The organism is Streptomyces sp. NPDC094448 (assembly GCF_044763775.1).
In the GTDB taxonomy this organism is placed as follows: Bacteria; Actinomycetota; Actinomycetes; order Streptomycetales; family Streptomycetaceae; genus Streptomyces.
In genome coordinates this window covers 281,971-302,758 of record NZ_JBIWGU010000010.1, presented here as the reverse complement: position 1 = coordinate 302,758, position 20,788 = coordinate 281,971, and the positions used below count along the sequence as shown (strand labels likewise).

Sequence of the window (20,788 nt, the reverse complement as noted above, 5' to 3'; positions counted from 1 at the left end):
GCGGCCCATGGGGGCGCGAGCTATCTGCGTCGAGCTGGAGAACTGAGAACTCTCTCAGTCCTGGTTCTCGGCCCGGCTCGGCGTGTGATCTCCCCCCTTTCCCACCTTCCACGACTCCTTTCGTGAGGGCAGCCAGCCATGCACTCGACGCAGATCCGTCAGACGTTCACCGACTTCTTCACCTCCCGCGGCCACCACCAGGTCCCATCCAGCTCACTCATCCCGGACGATCCCACCCTGCTGCTGGCCAACGCCGGGATGAACCAGTTCAAGCCCTATCTCCTCGGCGAGATCACCCCGCCGTTTCTCCGCGCCACCAGCATCCAGAAATGCGCCCGCACCTCGGACATCGACAACGTCGGCCGCACCAACCGGCACGCGACGTTCTTCGGGATGATGGGCAACTTCTCCTTCGGCGACTACTTCAAGGAAGACGCCATCGCCTTCGCCTGGGAGCTCATGACCCGGGGATACGGGTTGGAGGAGGACAGGCTCTGGATCACCGTCTTCGAGGACGACGACGAGGCCGAGGCCATCTGGCGCCGCATCGGCGTCCCCGCCGGCCGGATCCAGCGGCTCGGCATGGAGGACAACTACTGGTCCATGGGCGTCCCCGGCCCCAGCGGCCCGTCCTCCGAGATCAGCTACGACCGCGGCCCCGCCTTCGGGAAGGAAGGCGGCCCCGCCGTCGACGGCGAGCGCTACATCGAGCTGTGGAACCTGGTCTTCATGCAGACCCTGCGGGGCGAGGGCCCGGCCAAGAAGGATTACCCGATCATCGGGGAACTGCCGGGCAAGAGCATCGACACCGGACTCGGCCTCGACCGGCTCGCCGCGATCCTCCAGGGCGCCGAGAACGTCTGCACCACCGACCTCCTGCTGCCCACCCTCACCACGGTCCAGGAACTGGCCGACCGGGAGTACCCCGGCGACGGGGAGGAGAAGGTGTCCTTCCAGGTCGTTGCCGAACACGCCCGCTCCGCCGCCTACCTCATCGCCGACGGCGTCCTTCCGGCGAAGGACGGCCGCGGCTACATCCTGCGGCGTCTGATGCGCCGGGCGATCCGCCATGCCCGCCTCCTCGGCATCACCGGCCCCGTCCTGCCGAGCGCGACTGCCAGCGTGATCAACAATCTGGGCGACGTCTGGCCCGAACTGACCGCCCAGGCCGCCCTGATCGAGCAGGTCGTCACCGCAGAGGAGGAATCCTTCACCCGCACTCTGGCTCAGGGCACCCGGCTGCTGGACGCCGCGATCACCCGCACCCGTGGGAATCGCTCGGCCTCGCTGCCCGGCGAGACGGCCTTCGAGCTTGCCGACACCTACGGCTTCCCTCTGGAGCTGACCGTCGAGGCTGCCCGCGACGCCGGACTCACCGTCGACGAAGACCGCTTCGCCACCCTGCTCGACGAGCAGAAGAAACGCGCGAAGACCGGCGGGAAGGCCAAGACCGCCGAAGCCCTCAAGAAGATGGACGCCTACCGCGAGCTCGCCGCCCGTCTCCCCCGGACCGACTTCGTCGGCTATGAGCGTCTGTCCGCCGAGAGCACCGTCACCGGCCTGATCGTGAACGGCATCGTCGTCCCGACCGCTGCCGAGGGCACCGAGGTCGAGCTGGTGCTGGACCGCTCTCCGTTCTATGCCGAGGCCGGCGGCCAGATCGGCGACACCGGCACCCTGACCCTGCACGACGGCACCCGCCTGGAGATCACGGACACCCGCTATGGCCTGGAGGGCTTCCGCGTCCACACCGCCCGCGTCCTCGAAGGTGAACTCCACACCGGCGCGGTGGGCGAGGCCCGGGTGGACGCCGAGCGCCGGGCGGGGCTGATGCGGTCGCACTCGGCCACCCACATCCTGCACGCCGTCGTCATGGCCACTCTCGGCGATCATGCCCGGCAGCAGGGCTCTCTCGTCGAACCCGACCGGCTCCGATTCGACTTCGCCCACTTCACCGCCCTCACCCCCGACCAGCTCACCGCCATCGAGACAGCCGTCAACGGCCACGTACTCGACGACCCGCGCGTGCGGGCCTGGCAAGCCGATCGTGCCGAGGCCGAAGCCGCCGGAGCGATCGCCCTGTTCGGTGAGAAGTACGGCGACACCGTCCGCATCGTCGACATCGGCGACTTCTCCCGCGAGCTCTGCGGCGGCACCCACGTCGCCCACGGCTCCCAGGTCGGCGCCTTCCGCCTGCTCGGCGAGTCCTCCATCGGATCCAGCCTCCGCCGCGTCGAAGCCCTTACCGGTCACAGCACCCTCCGCCATCAGGACACCGAACGACGGCTGCTGAAGGAACTCGCCAACCTGCTCGGAACCCGTCCGGCCGACGCCCCCGATGCCCTGCGCAAGCGACTCGACGCCTTGGCCGCCGCCCAGGAGAAGCTGTCCCGGCTCCGCACCGAAGAGCTGCGGGAGCGGGCCGGGCAGCTCGCCGACCAGGCCCAGCCCACCGGGCAGGGGCAGTTGGTCGTCCAGCACGTCACCGGCATCACCCCGGACGAACTGCGCGGCGTGACCACCAACACCCTCGCCCGGCTCAGCCACGGTCCGGCCGTCGTGATCCTGGGAGCCGAACACGACGGCAAGGCCCTCCTCACCGCCGCGATCTCCCCCGAACTCCACCTGCACGGCACCCAGGCCGGCCAGATCCTCGCCCAGGCGGCCCGCGCTGTCGGCGGCGGCTCCGGCGGACGCGGGCCCCTCGCCAGCGCGGGAGGACGCCACCCCGAAAACCTCGCTCAGGCCCTGGAACTCGCCTCCCACGAAGCCACCCGCCTGCTCGGCGAAGACTGACCAACGCCCTTGGTGGGCCCGCTCGGCCAGTGGGCCCACCGGGCGACCGGGAAACCGCCTGACGGACGCCCCTCATCGGTCCAGCCGAACCCCGCCTCCGACCCAAGAAGCGTGGCTGCCTTGATGGCTGCCTTCATATCCGTGAGGTCCGGTTTGAACCGGTACGGAACGGGTCACCCCAAGGCCGACCAACCCAGCAAAAAGAGCCCCTGACTTGCGATTTCGCTGGTCAGAGGCCCTTGGGGGCAGACGAGCCGGGCCGTACGCCGGGTTCTGTTTCCCCGCCGGCCTCGCGACCGATGGGGCGACGGCCATCCATCTAGGACCGGTGTTGCCACCGGCCTCCTGCGGTCTACCCGCGGACTCGGGCGAGCAGCCCTCGAACGTCCGCGCAGGAACACCGGGGTGTTCCCTCTTGACCTTGCTCCGGGTGGGGTTTACCTAGCCGCCTGAGTCACCTCAGGCGCTGGTGGTCTCTTACACCACCGTTTCACCCTTACCGGGGTCCGTACGGATACGGTCCCCGGCGGTCTGTTCTCTGTGGCACTGTCCCGCGGGTCACCCCGGGTGGCCGTTAGCCACCACCCTGCCCTGTGGAGCCCGGACGTTCCTCGGGGGGATCCGGGGATCCCCACGCGGCCGTCCGCCCGGCTCGTCTGCCGTGTCGACCATGCTACCCGGCCGGGCGGGCGGGCGACGCGTGCCGTTGACCTTGCCGCAGCGTCATGGTTTCCACTGGGGGCATGAGGATCGGAGAAGTCGCCGCGCTCGTGGGCGTCACCCCGCGGACCGTACGCCACTACCACCGGCTCGGGCTGTTCCCCGAACCCGGCCGGCTGCCGAACGGCTACCGCGACTACGGGCTGCCGCACGCGGTCGCCCTGGCCCGGATCCGGCGCCTCACCGAGCTGGGGCTCGGTCTCGCGGAGGTACGGGACGTCCTCGCCGACGACGCCGGGCGGGAGCTGGTGGAGGTGCTGGAGGAACTGGACGAGGATCTGGCCCGGCAGCAGGCCGGGCTCGCCCGGCGGCGTGCGCAGCTCGCCGGGCTGATCACGCGGGCCCGCGAGGGCGGCCTGCCCGCGGAGGGGCCCGTCTCGCCGGAGCTGGCCGGGCTGCTGAGGTCGCTGCCGCCCGGCGGGTCGGCCATGGCGGCCAAGGACCGCGATCATCTGACGCTGCTGGACACCCTGCTGACCCAGAAGGACCGGGAACGGCTCTTCGCCGCGCTGACGCCGCCGGCGGACGATGGTCTCGTGGCCCGGATCCACGAACTGTACGAGCGGTTGGACGCGCTGGCGGACGCCGCCCCCGGGGATCCGCGGATCGGCCCGCTCGGCAACGCGCTCGCCGCCGTGATGCCGGACGAGCTGATCGCGCTGATGGGCGACGAGCCGCTGCCGGACGGGAGCACTGCCTTCGGGCGGGCGTTCCTGGACGATTTCACGCCCGCTCAGTCCGCCGTCGTACGCCGGATGCTGTCCGCGCTCGACACGCGCCGCCGGGAACGGCAGAAGACGGGCGGACCGGACGGTGACAGGCCGGAGGGGAACGGGCCGGAGTCGCCCCGTGGGGGCGAGACACCGGAAGAGGCGGAGGCATCATGACGAACCGCACCGGCCGGGTGTCCCCCCGGCGCCTCCTGTGGATCCTGGCCCCCGTCGAGCTGGCGCTGCTGGCCGCCGAAGCGGCGGGCGCGCCCATGCCGACCACCGTGGCCGTCTTCGCCCGGGTACTGCTGCTCGCCGTCGCCGCGACGGAGGCGTTCGCGGCCGTACGCGGATACGCCCTCGCCCGCCGCGCCGGCGAGCCGCCGCGAGCGGCGCTGCGGAGGGTCGCGTACGACCGCTGTCCGCGCGTCCTCGTACGGCTGGTGATCCACGAGGTCCGTTCGCTGCACAGCATCTGGCTCTGGCTTCGGCGGCGGCGCGACGGGGTCGGCGCGGGTGACTACGCCGCCGGGTACAACGCCCCGCAGAACGTCATGATGTGGTCGTGGATCGGCCTCTCCGTCGTCGAGACGGTCGCCCTGGCCTTTCTGATCCCCTGGCCCCTGGTGCATCTGATCCTGCTGTACGTGGGGGTGTACGGGACCCTGCTGATGGTCGGGATGCAGGCGGCTCATGTCGTACGGCCCCATGTGGCGGGTGCGGACGGGTCGCTGCGGCTGCGCTACGGCGCCCTCTTCGACCTGTGGATACCGGCGGAGAACATCCTCCGAGTCAGGACGGAGCGGCGCTTTCCGACGACGGGGAGCCTGCTCGGGACGGACGGCGGCGGTTCGCTGGATCTGATCGTGGGCGGACAGACCACGGTCGCAGTGGACCTGGTGTCCTCGGTGGCATACACCCGGCCGCTGGGCCGGACCGGCACCGCCCGCACGACGGTCCGCTTCCACGCCGACGACCCCGGGGCGCTGATCGCCGCGCTGAGCAGGGCCGGGAACGGGGGCGAGTCGACGGGGGCGGGGGCTGCCCGCTGAGCCGGGCGGGGCACGGCGCGGGGTCACGGCGCGGGGTCACGGCTGAGGGAGCGCCGCGCACGCGGGCACCTCGAACCGCTGCTCACGCGGGCGCGAAGAGAACCTTCGCCGTGCCCGGTCGTGCCTCCGGGTCGGCGCGGGTCAGCCGTACCCGGAGCGGCTCCCCCAACGGCAGCCCGCCGTCGCCCGCGATCCGTGCCACCACCGCGGGGTCGGTCAGCTGGACCGTCCCGGCGGACGGATCGTTCTCCTTCACATCGACCACCAGGCCGTCGAAGGTGTCACCGACCCGGTCGCGCAGCAGAGCCGCCTCGACGAGGTCGACGCACTCGCGCTCCACGGCACCCGCCCGGCGGGCACCAGCGGCCATCTCCGCCGGGAGGGCTTCGAGCGCGGAGAGGACCCATTCGGGGACGCCCTGTCCGGCGTCGGCGGCCAGGCACAGTTCGCCGGTGTAGCGGTCGACGAGCCGCCGCAGTGGTGCGGTGGAGTGGGTGTAGGCGTGGGCGACGGCCGCGTGGACCGACGGTTCGGGGATCCGGCCGCCGGTGAAGACGGTGTATCCGGCGCCGCGGAGCAGGCTGGTGCATTCGGCCAGGAAGGCCGCGTGACGGGGCACGCGTGGGTCGAGGGAGCGGATCACCTCGGCGTACGGGACGTGGTGCGGCCAGTCGATCCGCAGGGCCCGCGCGGTCAGGCGGAGCCGGGCGACCTCGCCGAGCGGGGCGGTGGGAAGGGTCCGCAGGATGCCCGTACCGGACCCGATCATGATGTCGGCCGCGGCCATTCCGGTGAGCAGGGAGAGCTGGGCGTTCCAGCCCTCCGCGGGCAGTGGGGCGCGGAAGGCGAGGACGTACGCGCCGTCGTGGCGGGCGATCTCCTGTTCGGGGACGGCGAGGGAGACACCGCCGCGTTCGCGTTCCAGGGCCTCCCTCAGCAGGCCGATCTCCTTGAGCAGGGCGAGGGGTTCCTCAGCCGTGCCGTCGTCGATGTGCCGCTGGGCGGTGGCGTAGTCGAGGCGGGTACGGCTGCGGACGTACGCCCGGCGGACGCCCGCGGTGACGGTACGGCCTTCGGCATCGAGGTCGATCCGCCACAGCAGGGCGGGGCGGGTCTCGCCGGGCAGCAGGCTCGCCGCACCCGCGGAGAGCACGGGCGGGTGGAGCGGAACGGAGCCGTCCGGGAAGTAGAGGGTCTGTATCCGTCGATGGGCCTCGGAGTCGACGGTTCCGCCGGGGGCGACGAAGGCGGCGACATCGGCGATGGCGTAGTGGACGCGGTAGCCGCCGCCGGCCCGGCGGGAGAGGTGTACCGCCTGGTCGAGATCGGCCGAGCCGGGTGGGTCGACGGTGAAGAACGGCAGACCGGTGGCGTCGGCCGGGGCGGGCCCCGGCGGGAAGGGGGCCGCGGCGGCGCGTTCGGCCTCGTCGAGTACGGCGGCGGGGAAACCGTCCGGGACACCCAGCTCGGCCCGGAGCGCGCGCAGGGCCGGGGCGAGGGAGGCCTCGGCCGCGCCGCTGGTGCGCAGGGGTCGACGGGGCATGGGTCGAGCGTAGGCCGCGGGGCGCAGGGGCGCGCGGCGAACGGGTGACAGGTGGCGGGCACCGGGGGCCGGGCGGGGCTCTCACGACGGATCGAGGGTCCGGGCCGGTGTGGAGTGAAGTGGAGTGGAGTGGAGTGGCGAGGGTACGCCAGGGGGGTTTACGGCGCGGACACCGCGACTGCCTGCGGTTTTGCCGGATCGGGGTCGGAGGCGTGTCGCGTTCACCCTCTAGGGTGACTGTACGTAATGGCGACTCTACCTAACGTGGAATCGCGGGGGTCGCTCAGCGGTCCTCGCCTCTCACCCTTCCGTCCGCTGTCCGCTGTCCGGAAGCCGCCGCACCCGGCGCCGAACGACACCGAACCGCACAGACCGGAACCAGTCGGCACACCAGAGCCGACCGGAACCGGCAGACACAACCGGAGACGTACGGACCGGAGACGTACGAACCGGAGACGCACCGGCACCGCCCCTCGGACCAGCACCACTCGGACCTGTACCGGAGGTATCAGCATGCGCCGTCTCGCCACCGTCCTCGCCGTTCTCGCCGCAGCGGTGCCACTCGCCGTCGCGGTCCCGCAGTCCGTCTCGCCCGCGTTCGCCGCGACCGGTGAGCTGAGGGTCAACGACACGGTCCACCTCAACCCCAGCGGCTGTTACGGCAGCGACCGCCGCCCGCTTTTCGTCGACAACCGGACGGACTCGTACGTCTTCGTCCATGAGAGCGCCGACTGCACGGGGCGGGTGATCGGCATCGTCCGGCCGGACGTACGTTCCAGTTGGCCGCTGGGCAGAGCGGTCTACGTCCAATGACCGGCCGCGGCCCCGGAGCCCCGCCCGACCGGCCGAGCCCCGCTTCCGGAGCACGCCGGGTTCGGGCCTGACCGGACGACGACCGGACGACGACCACACGACGACCGGACCGCAGCCGGGCAGCGAACCGGACGGGATCCGGCCCGATCCGGAAGAAGGACCCCGGCGGACCGCCGCCGGCCAGGATCCTGGTGGGATCACCGCCCCGCGGCCCCACCGGGCGGGATGTCCGAGCCCCGGCACCCCTCCCCGCACCCCGGGCCTCGGTCACTCCCGCACTGCTCAGCCTCTCCGACCCCTCGGTTCCTCCGTCCCCCTCCGTCCCCCTGCGCCCCTCCACCACCGCCCTCCGCACGGCTCCGGTCCGAGCCGCCGCAGGACGGGTCGGCGGCATCGCCGCCGGCCGCCCGGGGCCGGGCCGCCCGTCCTCCTCCCCGGGCGGCCCGGACTCCCCGGGGGCGTACGCTGACGCGAGGCTCACCCCCGCGCCCCGCCCCCGTCCATGAGGAGATCGTCCGTGCTGGTCCTGCTGCCGCCGTCGGAAGGAAAGGCCGAGTCCGGCCGCGGCGCCCCGCTGAAGCCGGAGTCGCTGTCGCTGCCGGGACTCGCCGCCGCGCGGGCGGCCGTGCTGGACGAGCTGGTGGAGCTGTGCACTGCCGACGAGTCGAAGGCGGCAGAGGTCCTCGGACTCAGCGCGGGGCTCCGCGGCGAGCTGGTGAAGAACGTCACGCTGCGGACCGCCGGGGCGCGTCCCGCCGGGGAGATCTACACGGGCGTGCTGTACGACGCGCTGGGTCTGGCGACGCTGGACGCCTCGGCCAAGCGCCGGGCCCGAGCGTCCCTGCTGGTGTTCTCCGGGCTGTGGGGTGCCGTGCGGGTGGGCGACCGGATCCCGTCGTACCGCTGCTCGATGGGCGTCAAACTGCCGGGGCTGGGGCTGCTCGCCGCACACTGGCGGGAGCCGATGGAGACCGCGCTGCCCGAGGCGGCCGGTGGTGGACTGGTCCTCGACCTGCGGTCGTCGGCGTACACGGCGGCCTGGAAGCCCCGCGGCGAACTCGCCGGGCGCACGGCGACCGTGCGGGTGCTGCACTCTCAGATCGTCGACGGGGTCGAGAAGCGCTCCGTGGTCAGCCACTTCAACAAGGCGACGAAGGGCCGTATCGTCCGGGACCTGCTGACCGCGGGTGCGAAGCCGAAGGCGCCGGGACAGCTGGTGGAAGTCCTGCGGGAGCTGGGGTACACGGTGGAGGCGCAGGCTCCGGACCGCAAGGGCCGGCCCTGGTCGCTGGATGTCGTGGTCGACCGGATCCACTGACCACCTCTCCCTCGACCACTTCAGCCCTCAGCCCTCAGCCGATTCTCTCGTTGCACAGGACACAACGGTCGTTGCAGACGTTGTGGGCGACGGGCAGGATGGCGGTATGACCTCCGTGCTTGAGCTCGCGCCCGTGATTCCCGTCGTTGTCATCGAGGACGCCGAGGACGCCGTACCGCTCGCCCGGTCGCTGGTCGCGGGCGGGCTGCCCGCGATCGAGGTGACCCTGCGGACCCCGGCCGCTCCTGACGCCATCCGGGCCATCGCCGCCGAGGTGCCGGACGCCGTGGTCGGCGCGGGCACCGTGCTCTCCCCCGCGCAGGTAGAGACGGCGGTCTCCGCCGGGGCCCGGTTCCTGGTCAGCCCGGGTTGGACCGATGCACTGCTGGACGCGATGCGCGATTCGGGCGTGCCGTTCCTGCCGGGCGTCTCCACGGTGTCGGAGGTGGTGGCGCTGCTGGAGCGCGGGGTGACGGAGATGAAGTTCTTCCCTGCCGAGGCCGCGGGCGGCAAGCCGTATCTGAAGTCGATCTCCGGGCCGCTGCCCGGGGCCCGGTTCTGCCCGACGGGCGGTATCTCGCGGGAGTCCGCGCCCGGCTATCTGTCCCTGCCGAACGTGGCCTGTGTCGGCGGCACCTGGATGCTCCCCCCGGACGCCCTCGCGGCCAAGGACTGGGCCCGTGTCGAGGCCCTGGCCGCGGAGGCAGCGTCCCTCGGGTCCCCCGCCGCCTCCTGACCGGGGCACACCCCGTCCCGGGGTCGTCAGGTACGCCCCTGGGCCGCCCATGACGCCTGTCCGCCCCACCGCACGGGGCTCCGGGCGAAGGACACCGGTCCCCCGTGCGAGCCACCCGGGCAGCAGGTGCTTCCTGTCCAAGCCCCCTGCTCGGCAGGACCTTTTGCCGGGGCGCCCCGGTCCTGGCACGACCGTGCTCGCCGGCACCCCGGCGCAACCCGCGCCGGGGTGCCGGACGGGGCTTCAGGCCCCGGCGCGGAGGTGGGAGGTGTCGTTCAACAGCCGTACCGAGGCGTTGCCGTCGGCGTAGTACGCCACGGCCGATACAGATGCCGCCGACAGCTCCATCCGGAACATGGACTCGGGCGGTGCGCCCAACGCCAGCCGGACCAGGGTCTTGACGGGGGTGACATGGGTGACCAGCAGAACCGTACGGCCCGGCGAGCGGGCCAGGAGCCGGTCGCGGGCGGCCGCGACCCGGCGCGCGACCGAGGTGAAGCTCTCCCCGCCGCCGGTGGGTGCGGCCTTGGCGGACGAGAGCCACGCCGCGAGATCGTCCGGATAACGCTGCTGGACCTCTGCGAAGGTGAGCCCCTCCCAGGCGCCGAAGTCGGTCTCCCGCACCCCGTCCTCGATACGGACGCCGAGACCGAGCCGGGCGGCGACCGCATCGGCGGTCTCCCGGCAGCGTTTCAGCGGTGAGCTGACGATCTCCTGGACCGTGCCCCGGACGGCGAGCGCCGCCGCGACGGCCTCGGCCTGCCTCCGGCCCACCGGGGAGAGTTCGGGATCGCCGCCGCCACTGCCCGAGAAGCGCTTCTCGGGGGTGAGCGCCGTTTCACCGTGGCGCAGCAGGACCAGGGTGGTGGGGGCCCCGAGATCGGCGGAGGCCCCCCAGCCGACGGACGGAACACCCACCGCATCGGCCCCGGTCTCGGAGCCCGCGCCGGAGCCCGCCGGGAACGTCCCTGCGGGGGACCCGGCCGGAGATTCCACGCTCGCCGTCCGGGACACGGCCCCGGCACCGGCCCCGGCGAGTGCCGCACGGGCGCGGGCCGCGCCCGCCGTGGCGTCGCCGACCGTACGGGGCTCCTCGGCCGCCGCACGCGCCCCGGAGGTGTCCGGCGCGGCGGTGGAGCGGGAGGGCTCCCACTGCCTGCCGCGCTTGCCCGCGTCCATCGCCTCGTTGGCGAGCCGGTCGGCGTGCTTGTTCTGCTCGCGGGGGATCCACTCGTACGTCACGGCGGACCGGGGGAAGATCTGCGCCGCCTCCGCCGCCAGCGGCTTCATATCGGGGTGCTTGATCTTCCAGCGGCCCGACATCTGCTCGACGACCAGCTTGGAGTCCATCCGGACCCGGACCGAGGCGTCCGGGGCGATGTCCCGGGCGGCACGCAGCCCGGCGATGAGTCCCTTGTATTCGGCGACGTTGTTCGTGGCGACGCCGATGTACTCGGCGGCCTCGGCGAGGGTCTCGCCGGTGACCGGGTCGAGCACCACGGCGCCGTAGCCCGCGGGACCGGGGTTGCCCCGGGATCCGCCGTCCGCCTCGACGACGAACGAGGGCATCAGAGACCGGACTCGGCGGTGCGAACGAGGATGCGGCTGCAGTTCTCGCAGCGGACCACCTTGTCGGAAGCGGCGGACCTGACCTCGTTCAGTTCGGTGATGTTCAGCTCCAGCCGGCAGCCCTCGCAGCGGCGCTGGTAGAGCCGGGCGGCGCCGATTCCGCCCTGCTGGACGCGGAGCTTCTCGTAGAGCTTCAGCAGATCGGCGGGGACCACGGCGGCGATCGTCTCGCGCTCCTTGGCGATCGTCGCGGACTCGTCGTCCAGCTCCTGCTGCGCGGTGTCGCGGCGGGCGGTGGCGTCATCGGCCTTGGCCTGGACGGAGGAGACCCGGGCGGTCAGCTCGGCCACCCGCTCCTGGACCGCCTCGCGGCGCTCCATCACATCGAGGACCACGTCCTCCAGATCGCCCTGGCGCTTGGCGAGGGAGACGATTTCGCGCTGGAGGCTCTCCAGGTCCTTGGGCGAGGTGATCGCGCCCGAGTCCAGCCGCTGCTGGTCGCGGGCGGCGCGCTGGCGGACCTGGTCCACGTCCTGCTCCGCCTTGGTCTGCTCGCGTGCGGTGTCGCTCTCCTCGGTCTGCGCGGCGACCAGCAGATCGCGGAGCTGGGTGAGGTCCTTGGTGAGCGAATCCAGCTCCGCGTGCTCGGGCAGCGACCGCCGCTTGTGGGCGAGCTGCGACAGTCGCACATCGAGGTTCTGGACGTCGAGGAGTCGGATCTGGTCGGCGGGCGCGGCGTTCAGTTGGGGGCTCCAGGAGAAGAGGAAAGGGAAGCGGTATGGGATGACCAGGGGTCGGTGACCGTGGACGAGACGTGGACCCGGAGGTCCCAGCCGTGCCGGTCGGAGATCTCGTCGAGCTGGGCGGCCGCCTGTGCGCACCAGGGCCACTCGGTGGCCCAGTGCGCGGCGTCGACCAGCCCGAGCGGGGAACGCTCGGTGGCCTCGGACGCGGGGTGGTGGCGCAGATCGGCGGTGAGGAAGGCATCGACACCGGCGGCCCTGACCGCGTCGAAGAGGCTGTCGCCGGAGCCGCCGCTGACCGCGACGGTCCGCACCGGTGCGTCCGGGTCCCCGGCGAGGCGGATGCCCTGCGCGGTGGCCGGGAGCAGCCGGGCGGCCCGCTCGGCGAAGGCGGCGAGGGTCTCGGGGTGCTCGGGCTCGCAGATCCGGCCGAGGCCACGGCGGCCCGACGGATCGGTGGGGTCCGGCACCAGGGGGCGCAGGACCTTCAGGCCGAGGGCGGCCGCGAGGGCGTCGGAGACCCCGGGGTCCGCGGTGTCGGCGTTGGTGTGGGCGACATGGAGCGCGATGTCGTTCTTGATCAGGGTGTGCACGACCCGGCCCTTGAAGTGCCCGGCCGCGACGGTCGTGGTGCCGCGGAGATAGAGGGGGTGATGGGCCACCACGAGCTGGACGCCCAGCTCCACGGCCTCGTCCGCGATCTGCTGGACGGGGTCGACGGCGAACAGGACCCCCCGCACTTCGGCGTCGGGATCGCCGCAGACGGTCCCCACGGCGTCCCACTGCTCGGCCCGGGCGGGGGGCCAGAGGGCGTCGAGGGCTGCGATGACTTCGGAGAGGCGGGGCACGGGACACAGGTTACCCGCGCCCCGCCGACTCCCGGCCTGCCCTGTCCACAACTCCGGCCTGATCATCACACCGGAGAGGAGTGCCGTCCGCCCGCCCGGGTTCCCCTCCGTGTTCACCTCGCGACCATCCGCCGACCATCCGCCGACCGCCCGCCGACCACCGGGCGCCCTGCCCCAGCACAGCCACCGGCTCCCCCTCAGCCGAATCCGCGCCCGGCCACCCGTATGTGTGAAGTGGGAGGTCTCGTGTTGTTCGGCAGGAAGTGCGAAATCTAGCTTCATGGCCGGAGGTGACCGAACGATGACAGCCTGTGCGGTCGAGCCGGGGGCGACACGGTGGAACGGCCCCGGCGGAAGCGAGGGGTCCGGCGGCGGGGCGGCGCCGGGCGGGGACGGCCCGGGTGCCCCTTCCCACGGAGCCGTCCCCGCCCCGCCCCTGACCTTCTCCGCCGACGGGGCCTACGCGGCCAGGCTGGCGGGCTCCGGAGACGCCCTGTATCCGGAGCGGTGGACCCTCGACGGGCCCGAGGCCTACGCCGTACCCCTGCCGCTCTACCAGCCCGAGGAGCCCGATACGGCGGTACTGCCGCTGGCGGACGGGCGGGTGCTGATCCACCGCAGGACCGCCGGACGGCAGTTGTTCTCGCTGCTCTATCCCAGCGGCCCGGAGACCGGTGAACTCTCCCTCGGCGGTGTCGGGACACCGTCGGCGGCCGGACGCGGTGCGGCCGTACTGCTTCCGCCGACGCCGGACGGAACGCGGGCCCACCTTCTGGTCCCCGGGCCGGGTGACGGTTCCGGCGGGCTCGTGACCGCGATCTGGCTGGTGGCGGGGGGTTCGTTCGGACCCGAACTCATCGCGGAGGTCCCGGGCCGCTGCACCGGCGGCGTCTGGCTGGACCGTACGGGGCGGCTGCTCGCCCTCGACCGGCAGCGGGAGCCCGGCGGCCCGGTGAAGGCCGTCGCCGTCGACCTGGAACGCGGCGGCGAGGTCTCCCCGCTGCTCCAGATCGCACCGGACAGCAATGACCGGCTGCTGCTCGCGGCGCCCGACAGCGGACTGCTCGTGGTCCGCTCCGACGCACCCGGCGACGACCGCGTCGGCTGGGGCGTCCTCGGCGGCGAGCGCCCGGTCCGCTTCCCGGACTGCCTCCGGGTGCCCGGCGCCGCCGTGAGCCCGTTCGCGGTCCAGCCGGGCCAGGTCCTCCAGCCGGACGACTGCGCCGTGGCGTTCACCGTCGCGACGGGTACGGGCTCCGCACCGGCCGTCTGGCGTCCGCGGGGCCGGGGGCTGCGTCCGCTGACCGCTCCGGACGGCTGGTTTCCCGGGACCGGCCGCTGGACCCCGGAGGGCATACTGCAACTGCCCTACTCGAGCCCCGCGGCGGTCTGCGGGACGGCCCTCCTCGCACCGCCCGCGGAACCGGCGGAGCCCGCCGGGGATCCGGCCGGTTCCGGATCCGGTCCCCGGCCGGCCGCCGCCCTGCGCCCGGTTCCGTTGCAGCAGGCACCGCTCGTGGGCCGTACCCGGACTGGCTAAACTCTCCGACCTGCGCGAAGTTCCGCCGTTCGCCGATGTGCGCGGATTGCGCGGCGGAAACGGCGGGACCTCGCGAGGACGTGTGAACCATGACAAGCAACCATGACGGGGAAGTTCCGAACCATGCCTGAAACCCGAACCGACACTCCTCCGCCCCAGTCGCAGGACGCTGCCGCGGCGGCCGAAGCACACGGCCGGCACCGGGGCACGGCCGCGCCGGACGACGCGGCGACGGAGCCGCACGGCAAGCACCGCAAGACCGAGACCGGGTGACCACGCGTCACGGCGCTCCCCGGAGCCACTGGTTCCGCGGCTGACCGCGGAAGCGGAATGGTCGGGGCCCGGTCACAGGATGTCCTCAAGTCCGTGACCGGGCCTTCGCCATCGCCGGATCTCCCGGTACGTACGGCGAATGCAGCCTCGGAATCCGTCCTCACCGGAGGGGCCGGGCGACCACCCCGCACCGTCCGGCCCGCCCGCCCCGGCCCCTCGGCCCTTCGGACCGCCCGTCCGGCCCGACGCGCCGGACGGGACGACGGGCCGGACGGGACGACGGGCCGGACGGGACGACGGGCCCGCTGTCACAGCCGTACGGAAGGCCGAACCCGCCGTCACAGCCGTACGGAGCGACTCCGCCGCCCTCCAGAAGGCGGACGCCGTCTTCTTAACCGCGCGTACTCCATGACCGACGAGGCCGAAGCACACCCCGCGGCCGCCCGGGACTTCTGCGACCAGCTGTGAAGCGCGCGGGGCGCGGACGCGGCTTCCGGTGGCCGCTCCCGCGACCCCGTCATCCCTTCCGCAGGCCCAGGATCTCCGTCGCGGCGAAGGACTCCCCCGCCGGGCGGGCCGCGAAGTGCGGAGTGAGCAGGGCATCGAGTTCGTCGTGGCTGAAACGCTCCTTCGCCGTATCGAACCGCGCCGCGACCCGGGGCCGTTCGACGACGGCGACCAGACCGCCGTGGACGACGAAGACCTGGCCGGTCACGCCCGCGGCGGCGGGGGCGGCCAGATAGCCGACGAGCGGGGCCACGTGCTCGGGGGCGAGCGGGTCCGGTTCGCCGGCCGCCGGTTCCCGGTATCCGGCGAACACGTCCTCCGTCATCCGGGTCCTGGCCCGGGGGCAGATCACGTTCGCGGTGACGCCGTACCTGGCCAGACCGGCCGCCGTGGACATCGTCAGACCGACGATGCCGCCCTTGGCCGCCGCGTAGTTGGGCTGTCCCGCGGACCCCGCGAGGAAGGCCTCCGACGAGGTGTTGACGATCCGCCCGTAGACCGGGCCGCCGGCCGCCTTGGCCCGCTCCCGCCAGTGCGCCGAGGCGAAACGCACGGTGTTGAAGTGGCCTTTGAGATGGACGCGTATCACCGAGTCCCACTCGTCCTCGGCCATCGAGAACACCATCCGGTCCCGGAGGATGCCCGCGTTGTTGACCAGGACGTCGAGCTGGCCGAACCGTTCGACGGCGAGCGCGACCAGCTCCCGGGCGCCCGCGAAGTCGGCGATGTCCCCGTGGTGGGCGACGGCCTGTCCGCCCGCGGTACGGATCTCCTCCACGACCTCGTCGGCCGGGGCCGCCGAGGATCGCCCGGAGCCGTCCCGGCCGGGCTGCCCGTAGTCGTTGACGACGACGCTCGCGCCGAGCCGGGCCAGTTCGAGTGCTTCGGCCCGTCCCAGGCCGCGGCCCGCGCCCGTGACGATCGCGGACAGTCCGTCCAGTGGCAGTGTCATCCGGTCTGGTTCCCTTCGTTTCACCGGGCCGGCCGCGCGGCGTGGCGTGGCGCCGGGACCCGCTCGGCTCTCAGATCTCGATACAGGTACGCAGTCCCTCGCCGGTACGCATCAGCTCCAGCGCCTCGTCGATCCGGTCGAGCGGCAGCCGGTGGGTGATCAGCCCGGCGAGGTCGATCCGGCCCGCGCGCCACAGGGCGATGGACCGTTCGAAGGAGGTGAGGGCGGATCCGCCGCCGTACATCGACGGCAGGATCCGCTTCTCGTCGAAGAACAGCTCGAACATATTGAGCCCGAGCACATCGTCCATGGCGCCCGCGCCGACGACGCAGAGCGTGCCGCCGCGCCGGGTGGTCTCGTACGCGGTCCGTGCGGTCGCCGACTTCCCCACCACCTCGAAGACGTAGTCGAAGCCCTCGCCGCCGGTCAGCCGCTGTGCGGCGGCGCCGAGGGCGTCGGGGGCGACGGCCTCGGTGGCACCGAAGCGGAGCGCCGCCTCACGCCGGGCCGGTACGGGGTCGACCGCGACGATCTGCGCCGCTCCCTTGAGCCGGGCACCCTGGATCACACAGACGCCGACCCCGCCGCAGCCGATGACGGCGACCGACGAACCGGTGGCGACGTCGGCGGTGTTGACGGCCGCGCCGATACCGGTGGTCACTCCGCAGCCGATGAGGGCGGCGATATCGTACGGGACGTCGTCCGGAATCGGTACGGCCGCGTCCGCGGCGACGACGATCTCCTCGGCGAAGGTCCCGGTGCCCGCGAAGCCGAACACGTCGCCGGAGGGGCGGCGGAAGTTCGGGGTACCCGCGTTCAGGAAGCCGGAGAGGCACAGCTGGCTCTGGCCACGACGGCAGGACGGGCAGTCCTGGCAGGCGGGCAGCCAGCTGACCAGGACCCGGTCGCCGGGTTTGACCCGGGTGACGCCGTCACCGACGTCGGTGATATCGCCGGCGGCTTCGTGGCCGGGGACGAAAGGCACGGGCTGGGGCAGGACTCCGGTCATCGCGGAGAGGTCCGAGTGGCAGAGTCCGGTGGCCCGGATCCGGATCCTGACCTTGCCGGGGCCGAAGCCCACGGCCTCCAGGTCGTCGAGGACTTCGAGCTGTGTCTGCCCGGTCTCGTGCAGGACGGCTGCGCGCACGGTACGGCTCCTCTCGTGTCGTTTCCGCCGCGGCCGGGGCGCGGCGGCGGGCGGTTCAGTGGTGTTCGACGACGGTGTCGGCGAGGACGGGCGCGTCGTCCCGCTCGACGGCTCCGACCGCGGCCCGGACCCGTCGGCCGTCCTCGGCCCAGAGGCGGATCCGGAGCGTCTCGCCGGGGAAGACGACCCCGGTGAAGCGCGTGGTGTACGAGGTGACCCGGGCGGGCTCCCCGCCGAGGAGGGTGTCGACGACGGCTTTGAGGGTCATTCCGTAGGTGCACAGCCCGTGCAGGATCGGCCGGTCGAATCCGGCGCGCGCGGCGAACTCCGGATCGGCGTGGAGCGGATTGAGATCGCCGGAGAGCCGGTACAGCAGTGCCTGGTCCTCCCTGACGTACCGTTCGACGGTCTTGTCGGGTTCACGGCCCGGGAGTTCGGTACGGGTGGCGGGGCCGCGTTCGCCGCCGAAGCCGCCCTCCCCCCGGACGAAGATCTGTGCGTCGTTGGTCCAGAGCGGCCCTTCGGCGTCGGATGCCTCGGTCCGCAGGACGAGGACGGCGGCTTTGCCCTTGTCGTAGACGGCCGCGACCCGGGTCGATGAGACGGCGGTGCCGACGGGCGGCACGGGACGGTGGAGGCGGACGGTCTGGCCGCCGTGGAGCACGGCGGTGAGGTCGATATCGAGCCCGGGGCCGGAGAGACCGCCCGCGATGCCCTTGCCCCCACCGGCGACCGTCACGAAGGCGGGCAGGACGTGGAGCCCGGATTCCAGGGTGTAGCGGAGTTCTCCGGGGTCCGTCGCGGGGATCCCGGCGCCCAGGCCCAGATGGTAGAGCTGGACGTCCCGGTGGTCCCAGGAGATCTCGGCGGTACGGGGCTCGGCGGCGAGGGCCCTGGCGGGGTCGATCGGCATGAGGCTGCTGCTCCCTTGCTGGAAGAGGCTCGGTCCGCCTCCGGGCGCCGTGCTGGAAGACCTCGGCGCGACCGTCCGCACCGTCGGCCGCGCCGAGGTCGTACGGGGCCGGACCCCTGGGTCCGGTACGGCCCGGTCCGGATCCGCGCCCGCCGCCCGGTCCACGGCTCCCTCCGCGCGGACGGCGCCGCTTTCCGGAACCGGCCTGATCCACGACAGACCTCCGTGGAACACGTTCCAGGTCCGGTTCTGGGTATGTATAACGCAGCCCCGGGAGCAAAGGAAGAGTTCTGACACTCCGTCAGTTCAATATCTGACAGTACGTCAGCTACGGAATCGGGGAAGAGCGGGCGCCGTGTCACGGCAGGCAGGGACATCATCAGACATACCCTTCACTTATGGAAGAAATGCCCCAGGATCATCGACCGGCCGTATCCGTACGGATCCTGCTCGCCGGGGACGGCGGAGCGACCGGCGGGGCGTTGGCCCTGCTGCTGGGTCTGGAACCGGGCTTCGCCGTGGTCGCGCAGGTGGGGCGGGGCTCGGAGGTGGCGGATGTGGCGCGGGACCGTCGGCCCGATGTCGCCCTGCTGGACGCGGTACTCCCGGACGGCGACGGCCTCGACGCCACCGTTCAGCTGCTGGTCGAGGCGCCTGAGTGCCGGGTGCTGCTGCTGACCGGCTCCGGCCGCCCCGGGCTCGCCGACCGGGCGCTGGCCGCCGGGGCGGTGGGCCTGCTGGTCAAGGACGGCCCGCACGAGGAACTGGTCCGGGCCGTACACCGCTGTCTCACCGGGGAGATCGTGATCGACCCGGCCCTTCTGCCTCCCCGGGACCCGGCGCAGCCGGCCGGCTGAACGCCGCCGCGGCGACGGCCGCGGACGACGGGCCCGCCGGTGGCGACCGGGTCCGGCCGGGACCGCGGTCCCGGCCGTCATGGGCAGGCCGTCACGGGAGGCCGTCACGGCACTAGCGTTCGCCCTCCCCCTTCGGCAGCCAGACCAGCATCAGCAGCGCCGCCGTGAACAGGGCGACCGCCCCGCAGCGGAACGCCAGGGCGTAGCCGGCCGTCAGGGCCTCCGGCGAGGTGCTGCCGCCGGAGCGGGACGCGGCGACCGTCGAGAGGACCGCGAGACCCAGCGCGCCGCCCATCGTGCGGGAGGTGTTGATCAGGCCGGAGGCCAGCCCCGCGTCATCCGCGGCCACCCCGGCCGTCGCCAGCGCGGACAGCGGGGTCGCCGCCAGCCCGATCCCGGCCAGCATCAGCACCCCGGGGCCGAGTACGGAGGTCGCATAGCTTCCATCGGCCGTCATCGCCGACTGCCAGGCGAAGCCCGCGGACGCCACCAGGGCACCGCCGACGGCGACGGTCCGCGTCCCGACCCTGGCCATCAGCGGCGGCGCCAGCTTCGAGCCGACGACGATGCTGATGGAGCTGGGTATCAGGGCGACTCCGGCCTTCAGCGGGCCGTACCCGAGGACGTTCTGCGCGTACATCGTCATAAAGAACCAGGAGGCGAAGGAGGCCGATCCGGTCAGCAGCATGGTCGCGTTCGCCGCGGTCACCGCACGGGAGCGGAAGAGTTTCAGCGGCATCAGCGGAGCGGCCGTCCGCGCCTCCACGGCCACGAACACCCCGAGCAGCAGCACTCCGGCGAGCAGCGGCAGCAGTGCCGCCGGGGTGTCCCAGCCGGACGCCTCGGTCTCCACGATGCCGTACGCGACGGCCGCCAGGCCCGCCGTGACCAGGACGGCTCCCGGCAGGTCGAGCCGGCGCCCCGGGCCACCGCGCCCCTCCGCCAGCCAGAGCACCCCGGCCACCAGGACCAGCGCCCCCACGGGCACGTTGATCAGCAGCACCCAGCGCCAGGACAGAAGGTCCGTGAGAAGCCCGCCGACCAGTCCGCCCGCCGCCCCGCCCGCAGCGCCCACCGCGGCCCAGGTCCCTATCGCCCGGGTACGGGCGGGACCCGGCGGCACCGCGGCCATGATGATGGTGAGGGTCGCCGGGGCGAGCACGGCGGCGCCCAGGCCCTGGACCGCCCGCGCGGCGAGCAACTGCCAGCCGTCCTGCGCCACCCCGCCCGCCAGGGACGCGACCGTGAACAGCCCGAGCCCCACGAGGAACATCCGCTTGCTGCCGAAGAGGTCGGCCGCTCGCCCGCCCAGCAGCATGAACCCGGCGAAGGCGATGGTGTACGCGTTGAGCACCCACTGGAGGCCGGTGGTGGAGAGCCCGAGGTCGGTGCGCATCGACGGCAGGGCCACATTGACCACGGACACGTCCAGGACGACCAGGAACTGCCCGGCGCAGACCGTGAGCAGCACCAGCCAGGTGGGGACGGACCGCCGCGGACCGGCCGGGGCCGGGAGGGAACCGCTCGCCGGGCCGCCGGGGCCGCCCCCGCGGGGCTCGGCCGGGACGGCTCTCGAAACAGCCACCGGGACGGCAGACGGGACGGCACTCGCGACGGCAGTCGGAACAGGGTCGGGAGCCGGGACGGCCGTCGGGGCAACGGTATGAACGCCGGTGCCGATACCGGTACCTGTGCCTGCGCCTGCGCCTGCGTCGGTTCCAGTGCCGGTTCGGAGAGGTTTGCCGGAATGG

Annotated in this window: 17 protein-coding genes and 1 other RNA gene; 9 read left to right on the top strand and 9 right to left on the bottom strand. The window is 72.9% G+C overall.

The window, feature by feature from the left end:
* Nucleotides 1-138 precede the first annotated feature (138 nt).
* A complete protein-coding gene (alaS, locus tag ACIQ9E_RS21490; RefSeq protein WP_403709293.1) occupies nucleotides 139-2,796 on the top strand; it encodes an alanine--tRNA ligase in 2,658 nt (885 codons plus the stop codon).
* Nucleotides 2,797-3,042: 246 nt separating this feature from the next.
* Here the strand turns inward: alaS and rnpB are convergent.
* Nucleotides 3,043-3,451: RNase P RNA component class A (gene rnpB / locus ACIQ9E_RS21485), an RNA gene on the bottom strand.
* Nucleotides 3,452-3,539: 88 nt separating this feature from the next.
* Here rnpB and ACIQ9E_RS21480 point away from each other — a divergent pair.
* Nucleotides 3,540-4,403 carry a MerR family DNA-binding transcriptional regulator gene (locus tag ACIQ9E_RS21480; protein ID WP_403709291.1) on the top strand — a complete coding sequence of 288 codons (864 nt, stop codon included), beginning with the start codon at nucleotides 3,540-3,542 and terminating at the stop codon, nucleotides 4,401-4,403.
* On the top strand, nucleotides 4,400-5,278 hold the full coding sequence (locus ACIQ9E_RS21475; protein WP_403709289.1) for a hypothetical protein: 879 nt from the start codon (nucleotides 4,400-4,402) through the stop codon (nucleotides 5,276-5,278). The genes ACIQ9E_RS21480 and ACIQ9E_RS21475 overlap by 4 nt, the downstream gene beginning before the upstream one ends.
* 82 nt (nucleotides 5,279-5,360) lie before the next feature.
* Here the strand turns inward: ACIQ9E_RS21475 and ACIQ9E_RS21470 are convergent, their stop codons facing one another.
* Nucleotides 5,361-6,821 (bottom strand): RNB domain-containing ribonuclease, encoded by a 1,461-nt coding sequence (locus ACIQ9E_RS21470; protein WP_403709287.1) that lies wholly within the window; start codon nucleotides 6,819-6,821, stop codon nucleotides 5,361-5,363.
* Nucleotides 6,822-7,334: 513 nt separating this feature from the next.
* On the opposite strand from ACIQ9E_RS21470, the gene ACIQ9E_RS21465 reads away from it, so the two are divergent.
* The 3 genes from ACIQ9E_RS21465 to eda all read left to right on the top strand — a co-directional run bounded on the left by ACIQ9E_RS21465 (nucleotide 7,335) and on the right by eda (nucleotide 9,688).
* Nucleotides 7,335-7,634 carry a hypothetical protein gene (locus ACIQ9E_RS21465; protein ID WP_403709286.1) on the top strand — a complete coding sequence of 100 codons (300 nt, stop codon included), beginning with the start codon at nucleotides 7,335-7,337 and terminating at the stop codon, nucleotides 7,632-7,634.
* Between the two features lie 517 nt (nucleotides 7,635-8,151).
* Nucleotides 8,152-8,952 (top strand): peroxide stress protein YaaA, encoded by an 801-nt coding sequence (gene yaaA / locus ACIQ9E_RS21460; protein ID WP_403709284.1) that lies wholly within the window; start codon nucleotides 8,152-8,154, stop codon nucleotides 8,950-8,952.
* A gap of 106 nt (nucleotides 8,953-9,058) precedes the next feature.
* The gene (eda, locus tag ACIQ9E_RS21455) at nucleotides 9,059-9,688 is read left to right on the top strand and encodes a bifunctional 4-hydroxy-2-oxoglutarate aldolase/2-dehydro-3-deoxy-phosphogluconate aldolase (protein WP_403709282.1); all 630 of its coding nucleotides are present in this window, start codon (nucleotides 9,059-9,061) and stop codon (nucleotides 9,686-9,688) included.
* A gap of 243 nt (nucleotides 9,689-9,931) precedes the next feature.
* Here the strand turns inward: eda and ACIQ9E_RS21450 are convergent, their stop codons facing one another.
* The 3 genes from ACIQ9E_RS21450 to ACIQ9E_RS21440 are packed head-to-tail and all read right to left on the bottom strand — an operon-like array spanning nucleotide 9,932 to nucleotide 12,848.
* Nucleotides 9,932-11,257 carry a bifunctional RNase H/acid phosphatase gene (locus ACIQ9E_RS21450; protein WP_403709280.1) on the bottom strand — a complete coding sequence of 442 codons (1,326 nt, stop codon included), beginning with the start codon at nucleotides 11,255-11,257 and terminating at the stop codon, nucleotides 9,932-9,934.
* The gene (locus ACIQ9E_RS21445) at nucleotides 11,257-12,000 is read right to left on the bottom strand and encodes a zinc ribbon domain-containing protein (RefSeq protein ID WP_403709405.1); all 744 of its coding nucleotides are present in this window, start codon (nucleotides 11,998-12,000) and stop codon (nucleotides 11,257-11,259) included. Before ACIQ9E_RS21445 ends, ACIQ9E_RS21450 begins: the two co-directional genes overlap by 1 nt.
* On the bottom strand, nucleotides 11,997-12,848 hold the full coding sequence (locus tag ACIQ9E_RS21440) for a Nif3-like dinuclear metal center hexameric protein (RefSeq protein ID WP_403709278.1): 852 nt from the start codon (nucleotides 12,846-12,848) through the stop codon (nucleotides 11,997-11,999). The genes ACIQ9E_RS21445 and ACIQ9E_RS21440 overlap by 4 nt, the downstream gene beginning before the upstream one ends.
* 301 nt (nucleotides 12,849-13,149) lie before the next feature.
* Here ACIQ9E_RS21440 and ACIQ9E_RS21435 point away from each other — a divergent pair, with 301 nt between their 5' ends.
* Together ACIQ9E_RS21435 and ACIQ9E_RS21430 are read left to right on the top strand one after the other, a co-directional pair.
* Nucleotides 13,150-14,388 carry a hypothetical protein gene (locus ACIQ9E_RS21435; protein WP_403709276.1) on the top strand — a complete coding sequence of 413 codons (1,239 nt, stop codon included), beginning with the start codon at nucleotides 13,150-13,152 and terminating at the stop codon, nucleotides 14,386-14,388.
* A gap of 123 nt (nucleotides 14,389-14,511) precedes the next feature.
* Nucleotides 14,512-14,661 carry a hypothetical protein gene (locus tag ACIQ9E_RS21430; protein WP_403709274.1) on the top strand — a complete coding sequence of 50 codons (150 nt, stop codon included), beginning with the start codon at nucleotides 14,512-14,514 and terminating at the stop codon, nucleotides 14,659-14,661.
* A 517-nt stretch (nucleotides 14,662-15,178) separates the two neighbouring features.
* On the opposite strand, the gene ACIQ9E_RS21425 is transcribed toward ACIQ9E_RS21430, so the two are convergent.
* From ACIQ9E_RS21425 to ACIQ9E_RS21415, 3 genes are all read right to left on the bottom strand, one after another.
* Nucleotides 15,179-16,120 carry a 3-oxoacyl-ACP reductase gene (locus ACIQ9E_RS21425; protein ID WP_403709272.1) on the bottom strand — a complete coding sequence of 314 codons (942 nt, stop codon included), beginning with the start codon at nucleotides 16,118-16,120 and terminating at the stop codon, nucleotides 15,179-15,181.
* 70 nt (nucleotides 16,121-16,190) lie between these two features.
* The gene (locus tag ACIQ9E_RS21420) at nucleotides 16,191-17,267 is read right to left on the bottom strand and encodes a Zn-dependent alcohol dehydrogenase (RefSeq protein WP_403709270.1); all 1,077 of its coding nucleotides are present in this window, start codon (nucleotides 17,265-17,267) and stop codon (nucleotides 16,191-16,193) included.
* Between the two features lie 55 nt (nucleotides 17,268-17,322).
* The gene (locus tag ACIQ9E_RS21415) at nucleotides 17,323-18,180 is read right to left on the bottom strand and encodes a MaoC/PaaZ C-terminal domain-containing protein (protein ID WP_403709268.1); all 858 of its coding nucleotides are present in this window, start codon (nucleotides 18,178-18,180) and stop codon (nucleotides 17,323-17,325) included.
* 398 nt (nucleotides 18,181-18,578) lie between these two features.
* Here ACIQ9E_RS21415 and ACIQ9E_RS21410 point away from each other — a divergent pair, with 398 nt between their 5' ends.
* The gene (locus ACIQ9E_RS21410; RefSeq protein ID WP_403709266.1) at nucleotides 18,579-19,037 is read left to right on the top strand and encodes a response regulator transcription factor; all 459 of its coding nucleotides are present in this window, start codon (nucleotides 18,579-18,581) and stop codon (nucleotides 19,035-19,037) included.
* A 112-nt stretch (nucleotides 19,038-19,149) separates the two neighbouring features.
* On the opposite strand, the gene ACIQ9E_RS21405 is transcribed toward ACIQ9E_RS21410, so the two are convergent.
* A complete protein-coding gene (locus ACIQ9E_RS21405) occupies nucleotides 19,150-20,622 on the bottom strand; it encodes an MFS transporter (RefSeq protein WP_403709264.1) in 1,473 nt (490 codons plus the stop codon).
* Between the last annotated feature and the right edge of the window lie 166 nt (nucleotides 20,623-20,788).

What these genes read in the sequence shown, in the direction of transcription:
- alaS (WP_403709293.1), top strand. Translation starts at nt 139, where the DNA reads ATGCACTCGACGCAGATCCGTCAGACGTTCACCGACTTCTTCACCTCC.
- ACIQ9E_RS21480 (WP_403709291.1), top strand. Translation starts at nt 3,540, where the DNA reads ATGAGGATCGGAGAAGTCGCCGCGCTCGTGGGCGTCACCCCGCGGACC.
- ACIQ9E_RS21475 (WP_403709289.1), top strand. Translation starts at nt 4,400, where the DNA reads ATGACGAACCGCACCGGCCGGGTGTCCCCCCGGCGCCTCCTGTGGATC.
- ACIQ9E_RS21470 (WP_403709287.1), bottom strand. Translation starts at nt 6,821, where the DNA reads ATGCCCCGTCGACCCCTGCGCACCAGCGGCGCGGCCGAGGCCTCCCTC.
- ACIQ9E_RS21465 (WP_403709286.1), top strand. Translation starts at nt 7,335, where the DNA reads ATGCGCCGTCTCGCCACCGTCCTCGCCGTTCTCGCCGCAGCGGTGCCA.
- eda (WP_403709282.1), top strand. Translation starts at nt 9,059, where the DNA reads ATGACCTCCGTGCTTGAGCTCGCGCCCGTGATTCCCGTCGTTGTCATC.
- ACIQ9E_RS21450 (WP_403709280.1), bottom strand. Translation starts at nt 11,257, where the DNA reads ATGCCCTCGTTCGTCGTCGAGGCGGACGGCGGATCCCGGGGCAACCCC.
- ACIQ9E_RS21435 (WP_403709276.1), top strand. Translation starts at nt 13,150, where the DNA reads ATGACAGCCTGTGCGGTCGAGCCGGGGGCGACACGGTGGAACGGCCCC.
- ACIQ9E_RS21430 (WP_403709274.1), top strand. Translation starts at nt 14,512, where the DNA reads ATGCCTGAAACCCGAACCGACACTCCTCCGCCCCAGTCGCAGGACGCT.
- ACIQ9E_RS21425 (WP_403709272.1), bottom strand. Translation starts at nt 16,120, where the DNA reads ATGACACTGCCACTGGACGGACTGTCCGCGATCGTCACGGGCGCGGGC.
- ACIQ9E_RS21415 (WP_403709268.1), bottom strand. Translation starts at nt 18,180, where the DNA reads ATGCCGATCGACCCCGCCAGGGCCCTCGCCGCCGAGCCCCGTACCGCC.
- ACIQ9E_RS21410 (WP_403709266.1), top strand. Translation starts at nt 18,579, where the DNA reads ATGGAAGAAATGCCCCAGGATCATCGACCGGCCGTATCCGTACGGATC.